General features: G+C 62.4%; 15 protein-coding genes. 13 read left to right on the top strand and 2 right to left on the bottom strand.

Going from position 1 to position 14,394, the window contains the following annotated elements; genetic code table 11:
* The first annotated feature begins 103 nt into the window (after positions 1-103).
* The 13 genes from fliF to fliR all read left to right on the top strand — a co-directional run bounded on the left by fliF (position 104) and on the right by fliR (position 11,084).
* On the top strand, positions 104-1,831 hold the full coding sequence (gene fliF, locus H4V98_RS07570; RefSeq protein ID WP_196861659.1) for a flagellar basal-body MS-ring/collar protein FliF: 1,728 nt from the start codon (positions 104-106) through the stop codon (positions 1,829-1,831).
* Positions 1,821-2,816, top strand: a complete 996-nt coding sequence (gene fliG / locus H4V98_RS07565; RefSeq protein WP_196861836.1) for a flagellar motor switch protein FliG — start codon at positions 1,821-1,823, stop codon at positions 2,814-2,816. Before fliF ends, fliG begins: the two co-directional genes overlap by 11 nt.
* Positions 2,809-3,513: a flagellar assembly protein FliH gene (gene fliH, locus H4V98_RS07560; protein ID WP_231374284.1), complete on the top strand. Its 705-nt coding sequence runs from the start codon at positions 2,809-2,811 to the stop codon at positions 3,511-3,513. The genes fliG and fliH overlap by 8 nt, the downstream gene beginning before the upstream one ends.
* The gene (fliI, locus tag H4V98_RS07555) at positions 3,510-4,928 is read left to right on the top strand and encodes a flagellar protein export ATPase FliI (RefSeq protein ID WP_196861657.1); all 1,419 of its coding nucleotides are present in this window, start codon (positions 3,510-3,512) and stop codon (positions 4,926-4,928) included. The genes fliH and fliI overlap by 4 nt, the downstream gene beginning before the upstream one ends.
* Positions 4,929-4,954: 26 nt before the next feature.
* Complete coding sequence (fliJ, locus tag H4V98_RS07550; protein ID WP_196861656.1) at positions 4,955-5,410, top strand: flagellar export protein FliJ; 456 nt, start codon at positions 4,955-4,957, stop codon at positions 5,408-5,410.
* A 25-nt stretch (positions 5,411-5,435) separates the two neighbouring features.
* Positions 5,436-6,644, top strand: a complete 1,209-nt coding sequence (locus H4V98_RS07545; RefSeq protein ID WP_280757399.1) for a flagellar hook-length control protein FliK — start codon at positions 5,436-5,438, stop codon at positions 6,642-6,644.
* Positions 6,645-6,774: 130 nt separating this feature from the next.
* On the top strand, positions 6,775-7,251 hold the full coding sequence (gene fliL / locus H4V98_RS07540; RefSeq protein WP_196861654.1) for a flagellar basal body-associated protein FliL: 477 nt from the start codon (positions 6,775-6,777) through the stop codon (positions 7,249-7,251).
* 23 nt (positions 7,252-7,274) lie between these two features.
* A complete protein-coding gene (gene fliM / locus H4V98_RS07535; protein ID WP_280757398.1) occupies positions 7,275-8,300 on the top strand; it encodes a flagellar motor switch protein FliM in 1,026 nt (341 codons plus the stop codon).
* A complete protein-coding gene (gene fliN, locus H4V98_RS07530; protein ID WP_196861652.1) occupies positions 8,293-8,736 on the top strand; it encodes a flagellar motor switch protein FliN in 444 nt (147 codons plus the stop codon). The genes fliM and fliN overlap by 8 nt, the downstream gene beginning before the upstream one ends.
* Positions 8,733-9,206, top strand: a complete 474-nt coding sequence (fliO, locus tag H4V98_RS07525; protein WP_280757397.1) for a flagellar biosynthetic protein FliO — start codon at positions 8,733-8,735, stop codon at positions 9,204-9,206. The genes fliN and fliO overlap by 4 nt, the downstream gene beginning before the upstream one ends.
* Positions 9,207-9,211: 5 nt before the next feature.
* Positions 9,212-9,985 carry a flagellar type III secretion system pore protein FliP gene (gene fliP / locus H4V98_RS07520; RefSeq protein WP_280757845.1) on the top strand — a complete coding sequence of 258 codons (774 nt, stop codon included), beginning with the start codon at positions 9,212-9,214 and terminating at the stop codon, positions 9,983-9,985.
* Between the two features lie 35 nt (positions 9,986-10,020).
* Positions 10,021-10,290 carry a flagellar biosynthesis protein FliQ gene (gene fliQ, locus H4V98_RS07515; RefSeq protein ID WP_196861649.1) on the top strand — a complete coding sequence of 90 codons (270 nt, stop codon included), beginning with the start codon at positions 10,021-10,023 and terminating at the stop codon, positions 10,288-10,290.
* Positions 10,290-11,084 (top strand): flagellar biosynthetic protein FliR, encoded by a 795-nt coding sequence (gene fliR / locus H4V98_RS07510; protein ID WP_280757396.1) that lies wholly within the window; start codon positions 10,290-10,292, stop codon positions 11,082-11,084. The genes fliQ and fliR overlap by 1 nt, the downstream gene beginning before the upstream one ends.
* 69 nt (positions 11,085-11,153) lie before the next feature.
* Here the strand turns inward: fliR and flgL are convergent, their stop codons facing one another.
* Positions 11,154-12,410, bottom strand: coding sequence for a flagellar hook-associated protein FlgL (gene flgL / locus H4V98_RS07505; protein ID WP_280757395.1), 1,257 nt, complete (start codon positions 12,408-12,410; stop codon positions 11,154-11,156).
* A gap of 28 nt (positions 12,411-12,438) precedes the next feature.
* On the bottom strand, positions 12,439-14,340 hold the full coding sequence (gene flgK, locus H4V98_RS07500) for a flagellar hook-associated protein FlgK (RefSeq protein ID WP_280757394.1): 1,902 nt from the start codon (positions 14,338-14,340) through the stop codon (positions 12,439-12,441).
* Positions 14,341-14,394 lie beyond the last annotated feature (54 nt).

Below are 14,394 nucleotides of genomic sequence, written 5' to 3'. Positions count from 1 at the left end.
CCATCAGTCGTTTCACCGGGCTACCCGCCCGGCTCACATTGGAGTTGCCATCGCGCCGTCAGCGCGCGGCAACCGCTCGCTGAGGCATTGGCCAGGTGAGCGCATGAGTACCGCCGCGGTGGGCACGGGCGCAGCCGCGTCCAGCACCCTTCCTTTTCTGGAGCAGTTGCGCGCCAATCCGCGCCTGCCGCTGATCATTGGCGCTTCTTTCGCCCTGGCGGTGATTGCCGCGATGTGGATGTGGAGCCGCCAGCCTGACTACGGCGTGCTGTACACCAACCTGTCAGACCGTGACGGCGGTGCCATCATCGCGTCGCTGCAGCAGATGAACATTCCGTACAAGTTTGCCGGCGGCGGCGGCGCCTTGCTGGTGGAGGCCAGCAAGGCGCCGGAAGCACGACTGAAGCTCGCTGCGCAGGGGCTGCCCAAAGGCGGTACGGTTGGCTTTGAGTTGATGGACAACCAGAAGTTCGGCACCAGCCAGTTTGCCGAGCAGATCAATTACCAGCGTGCGCTGGAAGGCGAACTGGCGCGGTCGATCAACTCCATTTCAGCCGTCGAGTCGGCGCGCGTGCACCTGGCGCTGCCCAAGCCGTCGCTGTTCGTGCGTGACCAGAAAAAGCCCAGCGCCTCGGTGGTGTTGTCGCTGCACCGCGGGCGCAGCATTGACGAAGGCCAGATCAGCGCCATCGTGCATTTGATTTCCAGCAGCGTGCCGGAACTGTCAGCCAAAAGCATCACCGTGGTGGACCAAGGCGGCAACCTGCTGTCGGCGGCCAATAGCGGTACGCGCGGCCTGGACGTGAGCCAGCTCAAATACACGCAGGAGATCGAGCAGGGCTACATCCGGCGCATTGAAGCGATATTGCAGCCCCTGATGGGCGCGACCAATGTGCATGCGCAGGTGGCGGCAGAAATTGATTTTTCGGTGGTGGAGAACACCAACGAAACCTACCGGCCGAACCAGGCACCGGGCAGCGCGGCTATCCGCAGCGAGCAGTCGAGCGAGTCCAGCCAGCCGGGCATGGGTGCGGCTGGCGGTGTGCCGGGCGCCTTGAGCAACCAGCCACCGGTCAACCCGGTGGCGCCCATCGTCACCACGCCGGCGGGCCAGGCTATGCCAGCCACGCCAGCCACGCCAGGCGCACTGGTTGCTCCGGCCGCACCGGCCAGCGCGGCGCCACCCGCGGCAAGCACGGGCACGGCGCGCAAGGACGGCACCATCAACTACGAACTGGACCGCTCGATACGCCATGTGCAGCAAGGCGCCGGCAGCGTCAAGCGACTGTCGGCAGCCGTGGTGGTCAACTTCCGGAGCGTCGCGGACAGCAAAGGCAAGCGCACGGCGCAGGCGCTGACGGCCCTCGAACTCGAACAGGTCAACAACCTGGTCAAGGAAGCGATGGGTTTTAGTACCGAGCGCGGCGATTCGCTGAACGTGGTCAACAGTGCGTTTGCCTCCGACACCATTGAGGTGGTCGAGTTACCGCTATGGAAACAGCCCGAAAACATTGAGCTGGCCAAAAACGGGGGCAACTACCTGATGCTCGCCCTGCTAGCGCTGTTTGTGTGGTTTTCCGTACTGCGGCCATTGCTGCGCCATTTTTTGAAACCCGCACAAGTTTCGCTGCCGGCGCCAGGCAAGGAAGCGTCCGTGGCGCAGGCCGACCCGGAGCAGACGCGGCTGAAGGTAGAGGCGCAGGCGCAGGGCCAGGAACGGCAAGAACAGCGCCACCTGGAAAACACGAAGTACGCGCAAGACATGGCCCAGAAGGATCCCCAGATCGCGGCGGCACTGATGAAGCACTGGATGGAGAATGATGATGAATAAGGGCATCAGAAAAAGCGCCATTTTTTTGATGTCGCTCGGCGAAGAAGGCGCCGGCAGCGTCTTGAAGCTGTTACCGCAAAGCACTGTTCAGTCGCTGGGTGTCGCCATGGCCGCACTGACGCAGGTCAAGCATGAAGAGGTGAGCGAGGTGCTGGAAGAGTTCCGCACCGAAACCGAGCAGTACTCGGCACTGCACCTGAACACCAGCAGCTATTTGCGAAGCGTGCTGAACAAGGCGCTGGGCAGCGACCGCGCCGCCGTCGTGCTCGAAAAAATCTTCAAGACCAGCGAATCAGCCAACGGAATCGAACGGCTCAACCAGCTGGAGGCCGTCGAAGTGGTGGAGCTCATTCGAGACGAGCATCCGCAGATCATTGCCACGCTGCTGATTCACATGGACCGCAGCAAGGCCGCGGCGGTGCTGGAAAAGCTGCCTGAACGGGTGCGTCACGATGCCGTGCTGCGCGTGGCGACTTTCGGGGGCGTGCAGCCAGCCGCGCTGCAGGAACTGACTGAGGTGCTGTCCGATATCTTGTCGGGTGAAGGCGTCAAGCGCAGCAGCCTGGGCGGCATCCGGGCGGCGGCTGAAATTGTCAACCTGATGAGCAGCCTGCAGGAATCCAGCGTGATCAAGCATGTGCGCCAATACGACGAAGTGCTGGCGCAAAAAATGATCGACGAAATGTTCCTGTTCGAAAATCTGCTCGAAATCGAGGACCGCGGCATCCAGTTGCTGCTCAAGGAGATCGATTCGGAGTCGCTGATCATTGCACTCAAAGGTGCGCCGCAAGTACTGCGCGAAAAGTTCCTGAAAAACATGTCCACCCGTGCCGCCGAATCGCTGCGCGAAGACATTGAAATGCGCGGCCAGGTGCGCGTGTCGCAGGTCGAGACGGCGCAAAAGGCCATCCTGCAGGTCGTGCGCCGCCTGTCGGATTCCGGCGAGATTGTAATGGGCACCCCAGGCGGCGATGCGTATGTCTAGCCGGCCGCAGCAGACCGCCTGGCAACGTTGGGAAATGACCTCGTTCGCACAAGACATGCAGTCCGGCGCCGCGCAAGCCGCACCGGAGCCTGAACTGCAGCCGTTAGAGCCGGCCTTGCTGATCGACGAGGCCGAGCTGGCCCGCCTGCGGCTCGAAGCACAAAAAACCGGTGAAGCCGAAGGCCACAAACAGGGTTACGCGCGTGGGTTGGCAGAAGGACATGCGGCCGGGCTGGCGGCCGGATTGGCCGCTACCCAGGCCCAGGCCGGGCAACTGCAGGCGCTGACGCTGGCCTTGCCGGCGGCCCTGCGCCTGGCCGAGAGCAGCGTGGCCGATGACCTGCTGGCGCTGGCGCTGGACGTTGCCCGCCAGGTGCTGGGCCAGGCACTCACGGCAGAGCCGCAGGCGATTTTGGCCGTGGTGCATGAGTTGCTGCAGGCCGAGCCGGCATTGTCCGGCGCGCCGCAACTGCTGCTGCACCCCGACGATGCGGCGCTGGTGAAAGAGCTTTTGGCGGACGACTTGAACGCGGCCGGCTGGCGCCTGCGGGCCGATGCCCAGATCACGCGCGGTGGCTGCCGTGTGACGGCCAGCAGTGGTGAGCGGGATGCGACGGTGCAGGCGCGCTGGGAACGGGTGGCCGCAGCACTGGCGAGAAGCGAGACACCGGCCAGCTTGGCGCCTGATTCAGCATGACGGAGCACCCTGCCACGGCCGCCGAAAATCCGCATGTCGCTGCCTGGCAGGCGGCGCTGGGCGAGGCACGCGCCGCCGTCAGCCTGAGCGTTCCGGTTCGCACTTACGGGCGGCTGACGCGCGCCGTCGGCCTGGTGCTGGAAGCGGTGGGGCTGCGCCTGCCGGTGGGCAGCGACTGCCTGATCGAGCTGCCGCCCGGCTATCCGCAAAAAACCGCCGAAGCCGAGGTGGTCGGCTTTGCGGGCGACAAAATCCTGTTAATGCCGTTGAGCGCGGTGGATGGCTTGCTGCCAGGCGCGCGCGTGTATGCGCTGGAGTCGCCAGCCTGCGCCGGCGCTGCCGGGCCGCGCACCAAACGGCTGCCGGTCGGCGAAGGCATGCTGGGCCGGGTGGTCGACGCCTCGGGCCGGCCGCTCGACGGCCTGGGGCCGCTCGATTTCGAACTGGAAGTGCCGCTGTCGCGGGCGCCGGTCAATCCGCTGACGCGCGCGCCCATCAAGGACGTGCTGGACACGGGCGTGCGCGCCATCAACGCCATGCTGACCGTGGGGCGCGGCCAGCGCATGGGCCTGTTTGCCGGCTCTGGCGTGGGGAAAAGCGTGCTCCTGGGCATGATGGCGCGCTACACCAGCGCCGACGTGATCGTGGTCGGCCTGATTGGCGAGCGCGGCCGCGAAGTCAAGGACTTCATCGACAACACGCTGGGCAAGGAAGGCATGGCCAGGGCCGTGCTGGTGGCCGCGCCGGCCGACAACTCGCCGCTGCTGCGGCTCCAGGGCGCCGCATACGCCACCTGCCTGGCCGAGTACTTTCGGGACCGGGGAAAAAGCGTGCTGCTGATCATGGACTCGCTGACGCGTTACGCCATGGCCCAGCGCGAGATTGCGCTGGCCGTAGGCGAGCCGCCGGCCACCAAGGGCTACCCGCCGTCGGTGTTCGCCAAGCTGCCGGCGCTGGTCGAGCGCGCGGGCAATGGCGAGATCAATGCCGAGGGCCAGGGCGGCTCGATCACCGCGTTCTACACGGTGCTGACCGAAGGCGACGACCAGCAGGACCCGATTGCCGATTCGGCCCGCGCCATTCTGGACGGCCATGTGGTGCTGTCGCGCAGCCTGGCCGAGTCGGGCCACTACCCGGCGATTGACATTGAAGCGTCGATCAGCCGCGCCATGACGGCCTTGATCGAGCCGTCGCAGTTTGAATCGGTGCGCAGTGTCAAGCAGATGCTGTCGCGCTACCAGCGCAACCGCGACCTGATCAGCGTCGGGGCTTACGCGCCCGGCCACGACGCGCAACTGGACAAGGCCATTGCGCTGTACCCAAAGATCGAAGCTTTTTTGCAGCAGACGATGGACGAGCAGGCCGACTACGCCGCATCGATCAGCCAGCTGCATGGCATTTTCAACGCCCGCTAGCCCACTGAAAAACCGCAAGGACACCCATGGCTGAAAAACTACCGCTTGCCACGCTGATCGAACTGGCCCAGACCAAAACCGACCAGGCCAGCCGCCGGTTGGGCCAGCTGCAAAACGCCCATACCAGCGCAGCCGCCAAGCTGGACATGCTGCTGCAGTACCGGCAGGAGTACCTGGAGCAGTTCAACGGGCAGATGCAGGGCGGCATGCCCTCGGCGCAGGTGCGCAACTTCCAGAATTTCATTGGTACGCTTGATGGCGCCATCGAGCAGCAGCGCGCCCTGACGCTGCAGGCCGATACCCGGCTGGGACTGGGGCGCAGCGACTGGCAGCACAACAAGCGGCGCCTGACGTCTTTTGACACGCTGGCTGACCGGGTGCGCCAGCAGGAAATGTTGGTCGCCGGCAAGAAGGAACAACGCGAAAGCGACGAGCGCTCTGCCCGGCAGTTTTACCTGCGCACCACCGCCCTGGCGGACTGAACCACAAGATTGACCGGAGCCTGCCATGTCCATCACTCTCCCGGCCAGCATCGGGCCAGCCCCATCGGCCAGCCCCGGCGGCAAGGCATCAGCGCGCGCCGACGGCCAGGCGCAGAACCAGCCGGGCAGTTTTGGCGAGGCCCTGGCACGTTCCCGGCCGCCTGCCGAGGAGAAATCTGTCGTCAAGGCAGCCACGCCCGCACGCCGCCAGGCCGACCCGGAAAAGACCGAGCCGCAGGAGATGGTCAATCCCATGCAGGCGTTGCTGACGCCGTTTGAACGTCGATTGGCGGCTGAAGCGCTGCCGGCCGGATCTGCCTCATCCGGCGACAATGTTTTGGGGCGAACCGATACTGCAATAAATGACCCGCTGGCAGAAACACCTCTGGCAGAAGGCGCAACGGCCGAGGCACCCGAAGTGGCTGCCGACGCCAATGCGCAGGCTGCGCTGGCCGATCTCCTGACGGCAGCTGGCCCCAAGAGCGCAATACAAACGCCCGTAAAAGCCGGGGCTGCGGCCATCCAAGATGGAACGGCATCTGCGTCGCCCACGCGCGCCTTTGCTGCTCAAGCCGGGGCAGCCAGCGAAGACCTGTCAGGCCCGTCCGCTAAGCAAGGCGACGAAGACTCGGCTGCACGCCAATCCGGCGATGCACGCGCTGATCTGTCGCTATTTGCAGCAGATGCCACGGCGGGCACCAGCGGCGCATTGCTGTTGCAGCCTGCGGGCGCTGTATTACAGACATCAGCCGGCGCTTCAGCATTGAGCACGCCGGCGCCCGTTGCCACGGCATTGCTGGCGCCGCCAGTGGGCAGCAGCGAATGGACCAAGGCGCTTGGCCAGCAGGTGATCTACATGGGCACGGCAGATCACCAGATCGCCGAACTGCAGCTCAATCCCCCCGGGCTGGGCCCGTTGAAGGTCACGCTGAGCATCAACGACCAGCAGATGCAGGCCATGTTTGTTTCAGCCCATTCGTCGGTTCGGGCGGCGGTAGAGGCTGCCTTGCCGCAATTGCGGGCGCAGCTGGCCGAGAGCGGCATCAGTTTGGGCAATACGTCGGTGGGCGCCGAAAGCCAGCCGCAAACGGCATTTGCCAACGGTCAGAACGGCCAGAATGGCCAGTCGCCACGCGGAAGCTACCGTATGGCCGAAACCGACCCGCTCTTGCCTGGCCGGCCCGTCACGGCGCAGGTCCGCAGCATCAGCACGCGCATTGACACCTACGCCTGAGCGGACAGAGCCGGACAAATTCATGGCGGGCAGCAAACGCCGGAGTTGAAGCGCTTTCCCCCGTTTTATCAAGCCATGAGTTCAGGCCAATCCGGCCAACAATCGGTTTTCATTCTCACGCACTAAAGTTATGGCCAACAGCATCGAAGACGGCAATCCTCCAGGCAGAAGCAAACTGCGCATCGTGTTGCTGTCTTGCCTGCTTGTACTGGGACTGGCAGGCGCAGCCGGTGGCGCCTACTATTACCTGAACAAGACACCCTCCAAGACCACGGCCGTCTTGAAGGTCGAGGACCCGATTTTTGTTCCCCTGGAGCCGTTCACTGTTAACTTGCAACCTGGCGGCCGCAGCCGCTTCTTGCATGTGGCCGTCACGCTGAAAATGACAGATGGCAAATCCCAGACCCAGATAGCCCAGTATTTGCCGGAGGTGCGCAGCCGGGTTCTCAGCACGCTGTCCAACCGCGAGGCCGATTCCCTGACCACACCGGAGGGCAAGGGCAGGCTGAGCGGTGAAATATTAAGTGCACTGAGCCAGCCTTTTGCGCCCAACCTGCCGCAACAAAAGATTGCCGGCGTGATGTTCACCTCTTTTATGCTGCAGTAACGGCAGTCTGAAAAAACTTGTCAATGGACAATAAACACGAGCTTTCTCAGGACGAGGTGGATGCACTGCTGCAGGGGATCACAGGCGACGTCGATGAGGCCGCTCAATCACCAAAGCCGGTATCTGCGCAGCGGCCAGAGCCCAAGCAGGCGCTGAACTACAGCCTTGGCACGGACGAGCGCATTGTGCGCAGCCGGATGACGACGCTGGAGGTCATCAACGAGCGCTTTGCGCGGGACCTGCGCTCCTCGTTGCTGGTCTACATGCGCCGCAGTGCCGACATTTCGGTGGGAAACGTGCAGATCCAGAAGTACAGCGACTTCGTGAGGAATTTGCCGGTGCCGGCCAATATCAATATGGTGCAGATGAAGCCGTTGCGCGGGGCGGCGCTGTTTGTCTTTGAGCCCAAACTGGTGTTTTTGGTGGTGGACAATTTGTTTGGCAGCGACGGGCGCTTTCAAATCCGGGTAGAAGGCCGCGACTTCACGCCGACAGAGCAACGCATCATCAAGCGCCTGCTGGGCCTGACGCTGGACAGCTACGGCAAGGCCTGGCAGCCCGTCTATCCGCTCGATTTCGAATACCTGCGTTCAGAGCTGCAGATCAAGCGCGTCAACATCGTGGCACCCAATGAAGTGGTGGTTTCAACCACGTTTCGGATCGAGTTTGGCCAGATCGGCGGATCGCTGACCATTTGCATCCCCTACTCGATGATTCAGCCGATACGCGACCTGCTGGCGAACCCGCTGCTGGCTGAAGTGGAAGTGGACACCCGCTGGATAGCGCAACTGTCGCAGCAAGTGACCAGCGCCGATGTGGAACTGGTGGCGCAGTTCCTGACCATCGATTCGAGCATTGGCGAATTGCTGAAACTCAAAGTTGGTGATGTGCTGCCGGTCGAGATTCCGACATCGATTACCGCCAAGGTCAATGGCGTTCCAGTCATGGAATGCAGCTATGGCACCTCCAACAATTGCTACGCCCTTCGGGTACAGAAAATGATTACCCACCAAACCAGTGATTCAAGCACCGAAAGCAACCATGAGTGACGGCAACAAGCAAGATGCAGCCAAAGACGCGGCTGACGACTGGGCCGAAGCAATGGCCGAGCAAGCAATCACCACCGAACCCGCGGCGGCGCGTGCGTCCGCAGCGGCATCGGTGCCGGCGGGCGAACGGGTCTTTGCGCCGCTGCAAGCCGGCAAGGTGGCTGACATTGCGATGAGTGACATTGCCCGCGTGCTGGACGTGCCGGTGCAATTGACAGCCCAGTTGGGGCGCACGCGCATCACCATCAAGAACCTGCTGCAGCTTTCGCACGGCTCCATCGTGGAACTCGACGGCCTGGCCGGCGAGCCGATGGATGTCTTCATCAACGGCTACCTGATTGCCCAGGGCGAAGTGGTGGTGGTCAATGACAAGTTCGGCATTCGCCTGACGGACATCATCACGCCGTCCGAGCGCATCCAGAAACTGAACCGATGAAGCTGCCGCGCCTTGCCCGAATGGCCGCTTCGCTGCTTGCCGGCCTGAGCGGTACAGCGGGCGCGATACTGCCGACCGTGCCGACGCCAGCCGCCGAGCCGGTCCGCTCCTTTGCAGCGGCCGGCCTGGTACAGGCGGGCTTGGGCCTGGCCGTGGTGATCGGGCTAATTTTTTTGTTGGCCTGGGTGGTTCGGCGCTTTGGCCTGCAGCCGTCGGGCAATGGCCAACTGCTGAAGGTGGTGTCCAGCGTCATGGTCGGCCAGCGCGAACGGGTGGTGGTGGTGGAGATAGGCGACGCATGGCTGGTGCTGGGTGTCGCCAGCGGCCAGGTTCGTGCACTGCACACGATGCCGGCTGAAAAACGGCCTGATGCGCAGGTCCCGTCGATCAACGGCTTGGGGGGAGAAAGCGCTTTTTCTCAAAAACTGCTGGATTCCATGTCCAGGCTGACCAAGCTGAAACGCGGCTGATGGCGATGGCTTCATCGGTCCGCTCGCCGGGGCGCCTGGCATGGCCACTTTTGCTGCTCGTGCTGGCTGCGATGTGGCTGTTGCCGTCCTTGGCGTCGGCCCAGGGCTTGCCAGGCATCACCAGCACAACGGGGCCGGGCGGCGCCCAGACCTGGTCGCTCAGCGTGCAGATGCTGGTCATGATCACGTCATTGTCCTTTTTGCCGGCGCTGCTGCTGTCAATGACCAGCTTCACCCGCATCCTGATTGTGCTGGGGTTGCTGCGCACGGCCATCGGCACCCAGTCATCGCCGCCCAACCAGATTCTGGTCGGGCTCTCGCTATTCCTGACCTTTTTTGTGATGTCACCGGTGTTCGACAAGGTCCACAGCGAAGCGTACAAGCCGTTTTCCGAAAACGCCATCAGCGCGGAAGTGGCGCTGGAGCGCGGGGTCGAGCCTTTCAAGCAGTTCATGCTCAAGCAGACCCGGGAAGCCGACCTGGCGCTGTTCGCCCGGCTGGGCAAAGTGGGCAGCATGGAGGGGCCGGAGCAGGTTCCGCTGCGGATCTTGCTGCCGGCCTTTGTGATCAGCGAACTCAAGACCGCATTCCAGATCGGTTTCACCATCTTCATTCCCTTCCTGATCATCGACCTGGTGGTGGCCAGCGTCCTGATGTCACTGGGCATGATGATGGTGCCGCCGGCCTCGATTGCGCTGCCGTTCAAGCTGATGCTTTTCGTAATGGTGGACGGCTGGCAACTGCTGGTCGGGGCTCTGGCGCAGAGCTTTTACACCTGAGCCGGTCAGATTAACCCCACCGAGGATGCACTGAAATGACCCCCGAGTCCGTCATGACCATGGGCTATGAAGCCATGAAGCTCACACTGCTGCTGGGCGCACCCTTGCTGTTGACGGCGCTGGTGGTCGGTTTGCTGATCAGCCTTTTCCAGGCGGCCACGCAGATCAATGAAATGACGCTGTCCTTCATTCCCAAGCTGCTGGCGGTTTTTGCCGTCCTGGTGATTGCCGGCCCCTGGATGCTGGGGATCGTGCTGGATTACATGCGCAACCTGTTTTCCTCGATTCCGCAACTGGTGGGCTGATGCCACCGGTTTTTTCGGTCACCTCGGACCAGCTGAACGTCTGGTTGGTGGCCTTCTTATGGCCGTTTGTGCGCATGCTGTCACTCATCAGCACAGCGCCCATTTTCAGTGAAAAGGTCGTTCCGCGCTCCGTCAAGGTCGGTCTGGCCGTGTTGCTGGCCATCGCCATCGCCCCTACCCTTGGGCCGCTGCCCGCTGTCCCGCTGGTGTCTGGTGCTGGCTTGTGGATAGTTGTTCAGCAAGTCCTGATTGGCGCGGCCATGGGGTTTTCGATGAAGCTGGTGTTTGCCATGGTGCAGGCAGCGGGCGACTACATCGGCCTGCAGATGGGTTTGTCGTTCGCCTCGTTCTTTGACCCCATGAGCGGAGGCAACACAATGGTGCTGGCGCGCTTGCTCAATGTGATGGCGATGCTGATTTTTCTGGCGGTTGACGGGCATCTGGCGCTGATCGCAACGCTGGCGGAGAGCTTTGTCACCCTGCCAATTGCGGACGCACCGCTGGCCGCCGGTGGCTGGTTTTTACTGGCGTCGGCCGGCAGCCAGATATTCCTGGGCGGCCTGATTCTGGCGCTGCCGCTGATTGCCACGCTGCTGACGCTGAACCTGGCCATGGGCATCCTGAACCGGGCGTCTCCCCAGTTCAGCATTTTTGCGGTGGGCTTTCCCCTCACGCTGCTGGCGGGCATTGCCATGCTGCAGGTGCTGATGGAATACCTCGGGCCTTTTCTCGAACCCAGGTTTGCAGCAGGCTTCGTGTCAACCCTGGAAATTTTGCAGGGATTAAGGCCTTAACGCATGCTGCGCGGGCAAATACAGCTATTATTTCAATAGCATTATCAGCATCAGCCAATGCAGATTGTGTTATTTCAGGTAGTTGAACAATGCGATTTGCTGGACCTTGACAAAGGTCTGCTGGCTCGCCTGCAGCGCGGTTTGCCGCTGGTAGAACTCGGAAATAGCGCTGGCGTAATCCAGGTCCTGCAAATTGGACAGAGAACTCTTGTCATTGAGCGTACGGCTGTCGCCGGTCGCGCCCAGGGCGTCGAGTTCCTGCAGGCGCGAGCCGACTGAGGCGCGCACGGTCAGCACGTTGTCGTGCGCGTTGGTGACCTTGCGGTTGGCCGTGCCGAGCGCATTGAGCACTTTGGCCTGCGCGGCCGGGCCGCCGTTGTCCACCGGCGTTTTCAGGGCCTTGATGGCGTCGTTGATAGCGCTGAAGACATCGGTGCCGGCATTTTTTGCCGGGGCGACCTTGAAGGTATCGCCCGCAGCAGGCGCACCGCTGATGCTGATCTGCAAACCTCCGAACGTGATCGGGCGACCTTCCTTATAAACCTCGGCAGAAGGGAGTGTTGCCTGCCCTGGAACCGTATCGACCGTGAACATCACAGGATCGGCGACTGTACCCGTGCCGGAAAACTTGATTTCAAAATCCTTACCGTAATTCCCGTTGCTTACATCGACAACCGACGTCGAATTGAACACGCCGCTGCCGACGTTGCCGAGGCTGTTTGGATTTACGGTGTCAACACGGGCCGAGGTAACGTAGCCCGCGCCGCTTTGCACCGACTGAAAAATACTGCGCCCGTCATCCGCGCCGGCCATCTGCCGCGACGCATCAACCTGCGTCAGGCGCTGACCCTGGTCCCCGGCATACGTGATCGCGCCATCGGCCTGACGCACGAAGGGCGCGGAACCGCTCTTGAAACCGGCAAACAAGAACTGGCCTTTGCCGTCGTCGGTATTGGCCAGGCCCTGCAACTGGTCCAGATTGCTTTGCAGGGAGGTGGCGATGTTGGCGCGATCGGTGTCGTTCAGCGTGCCGCCGGCCTGGATCAGCAAGACCTTGACGTTTTGCAGCACGGAGGTGGTGCTTTGCAGCACGCTTTCTTCCTGCGTCAGGGTTTGCGTGGCCTGCGTGCGGCTGGCCGAATACTGCGAATTCATGGCGATGGACTGCGCGAGGGCCATGGCCCGGGTCGTCCCCAGCGGGTCGTCCGAAGGGGCGAGTAGCTTGCTGTTGGCACCCATTTGCTGCTGTACCCGCAATAGATTGCTCTGCAGCGAACCCATGGCGGTTCGGCTCTGCTCGTAAAAAGACTGGGTGCTGATTCGCATCATGAACTCCTTGGCGCTGGGCGCGGGTTTAGCGGCTGATGCCCAGCACCGTATCAAACAGGGTTGACGCAGTCTGGATCACCTTGGCATTGGCCTGGTACATCTGCTGGAACATCAGCAAATTGGCCGTTTCTTCATCCTGGTTGACGCCCGACACCGACTGCTGGGCCGAGCGGATTTGCGTGGTCACGCTGGCCTGTGCCGTATTGGCAATCTGAACCTGACGGGCCTTGTTGCCCACCGTGCTGACCAGTTGCCTGTAAGCGTCGCTGACGCTGGCCGTGCCGTCGTCCAGCGTTTTCTTGTTTTGCAGCGCACCCAGCAGCAAGGCATTGCCGCCATCGGACACGCCGCCGGTGTTTTTTGCAATGGTGAAGGTGTCGCCATGGGCCGGGGCGCCGCTGATGGTGACCGTGATGCCGTTAAAGCGGATAGGCTCACCTGGCTTGTAGATCACCGGCCCCCCTGACAGGCCGGAAAGCTCATTGGTTGAGCTGTCGTACGTGAGCGTCACGCCGGCAGAATCAAGCTCCGCCGGCGAGCCATAAGGCGCCTCAACCGTCCCGGCAGTGATCGCACCACTGCCCTGATTGCCCGCCGTATTGCCGGTGATGATGGGCAAAGCCGCCGCCACCTTGGCCGGATCGGAAATCCGGACTGTCAGATCGCGTGCGCCGGCTCGAGTGGGCTGGAGCAGGAACGAATCACCGGCCACCGCAGTTCCGCCCAGCGTGAGTGTCACACCGTCGTAGGCCCCGGTGGTCGAATCCGGGTTGACAACGGTGTTGTCTGACAGCCGCGAGACCGTGAAGGATGAAGCACCCGTCACGTCCACACGGTAATCGCTGGTGGTCAATTTGCTGATGTCGGAAAACCTTGGTACCAAGGTGCCGCCGCCCGCATTCTTGCCATTCGGAATCACGCCCGGAGTGGCCTGCGAAAAAAAGTCGGTTCCCATGGCGCCATTGAGATCCATACCCAGTTTCTGCTGGGCGTTGAAGGTGTCCGCCAGTGAAAGGGCCATGCGGCCCAGGGCATTTTGCGCGGGGGCCAGCGTTTCGCTGCGAAACTGCAGCAACCCGCCCAGCGAGCCCCCGGAGAGCAGACTATCCTGCATTTCCACGGTCTTGCCAGCGGCATTGACGGTGGCAACGGCAATGCGCCCCGGATCGCCGGCGGAACTGACCGCTGCCAGTCGGGTCGCCTGGTCGCCCAGCACGAGCGCCTGCCCGTTGCCCATGTAGACGTTGATTTGACCACCATCCTGGACCATAACCTTGGTGCCCACCAGTTGGCCCAGATCACTGACCAGCTGGTCGCGCTGGTCCAGCAGGTCATTGGGTGCCTGGCCGCCGCTTGTAGTGCCGATCAGGGCGACTTGCTTGTTGAGGCTGGCGATTTGCTGGGCATAGGTATTGATCTGATCGACGCTGCCGGACACCTGGTCGTTGACATTGGCATTGAGGCCCGTCAGGTACTGGTCCATGGACCTGAACTGGTTGGCCAGGGCCTGGCTGGAACTGATCAGTTGCTGCCGCGCCGATGGGTCGGCCGGATTGTTGGCCACCGCCTGCACATGGGAGAACAGGGTCTGCAGTTGTGGCGCCAGGCCGGCCGTCTGATTGGCCAGCAGGTTGTCAATCTGGCTGATCTGCGTGGAATAAGTGGTCAACGACTGGCTGGCCGACTGGGCCTGATTGAGTTGCGAGGTCAGGAACTGGTCGTAACTGCGGCTGACGTCCACCACCTTGGCGCCATTTCCGAAGAAACCCACGCCCGGGGTGTTAGCGCCACCCGCAGAGGCAATCTGCGCTGTCTGGCGGTTGTAGCCCGGGGTATTGACATTGGCGGTGTTGTGACCCGTCGTCACCAGTGCCGCCTGCGCTGCGTTCAAGCCGCTAAGCCCGGTATAAAACATGCTGTTTGACATAAAACCTGATCCTCTGAAGCAACGACCTGTATCCCGGCAGATTTTTCAGGGCGC

The sequence above is a fragment of the Polaromonas sp. CG_23.6 genome, from assembly GCF_029892315.1.
Lineage (GTDB): Bacteria > Pseudomonadota > Gammaproteobacteria > Burkholderiales > Burkholderiaceae_C > Polaromonas.
This window is presented reverse-complemented; position numbering and strand designations above follow the sequence as displayed.

Excerpts from the sequence above, each read along its gene's own strand:
- fliF (WP_196861659.1), top strand. The coding sequence starts at position 104 with ATGAGTACCGCCGCGGTGGGCACGGGCGCAGCCGCGTCCAGCACCCTT.
- flgL (WP_280757395.1), bottom strand. The coding sequence starts at position 12,410 with ATGCGAATCAGCACCCAGTCTTTTTACGAGCAGAGCCGAACCGCCATG.
- fliJ (WP_196861656.1), top strand. The coding sequence starts at position 4,955 with ATGGCTGAAAAACTACCGCTTGCCACGCTGATCGAACTGGCCCAGACC.
- fliN (WP_196861652.1), top strand. The coding sequence starts at position 8,293 with ATGAGTGACGGCAACAAGCAAGATGCAGCCAAAGACGCGGCTGACGAC.
- fliP (WP_280757845.1), top strand. The coding sequence starts at position 9,212 with ATGGCTTCATCGGTCCGCTCGCCGGGGCGCCTGGCATGGCCACTTTTG.
- fliQ (WP_196861649.1), top strand. The coding sequence starts at position 10,021 with ATGACCCCCGAGTCCGTCATGACCATGGGCTATGAAGCCATGAAGCTC.
- fliO (WP_280757397.1), top strand. The coding sequence starts at position 8,733 with ATGAAGCTGCCGCGCCTTGCCCGAATGGCCGCTTCGCTGCTTGCCGGC.
- fliL (WP_196861654.1), top strand. The coding sequence starts at position 6,775 with ATGGCCAACAGCATCGAAGACGGCAATCCTCCAGGCAGAAGCAAACTG.
- H4V98_RS07545 (WP_280757399.1), top strand. The coding sequence starts at position 5,436 with ATGTCCATCACTCTCCCGGCCAGCATCGGGCCAGCCCCATCGGCCAGC.
- fliI (WP_196861657.1), top strand. The coding sequence starts at position 3,510 with ATGACGGAGCACCCTGCCACGGCCGCCGAAAATCCGCATGTCGCTGCC.
- fliH (WP_231374284.1), top strand. The coding sequence starts at position 2,809 with ATGTCTAGCCGGCCGCAGCAGACCGCCTGGCAACGTTGGGAAATGACC.
- fliG (WP_196861836.1), top strand. The coding sequence starts at position 1,821 with ATGATGAATAAGGGCATCAGAAAAAGCGCCATTTTTTTGATGTCGCTC.
- flgK (WP_280757394.1), bottom strand. The coding sequence starts at position 14,340 with ATGTCAAACAGCATGTTTTATACCGGGCTTAGCGGCTTGAACGCAGCG.
- fliM (WP_280757398.1), top strand. The coding sequence starts at position 7,275 with ATGGACAATAAACACGAGCTTTCTCAGGACGAGGTGGATGCACTGCTG.
- fliR (WP_280757396.1), top strand. The coding sequence starts at position 10,290 with ATGCCACCGGTTTTTTCGGTCACCTCGGACCAGCTGAACGTCTGGTTG.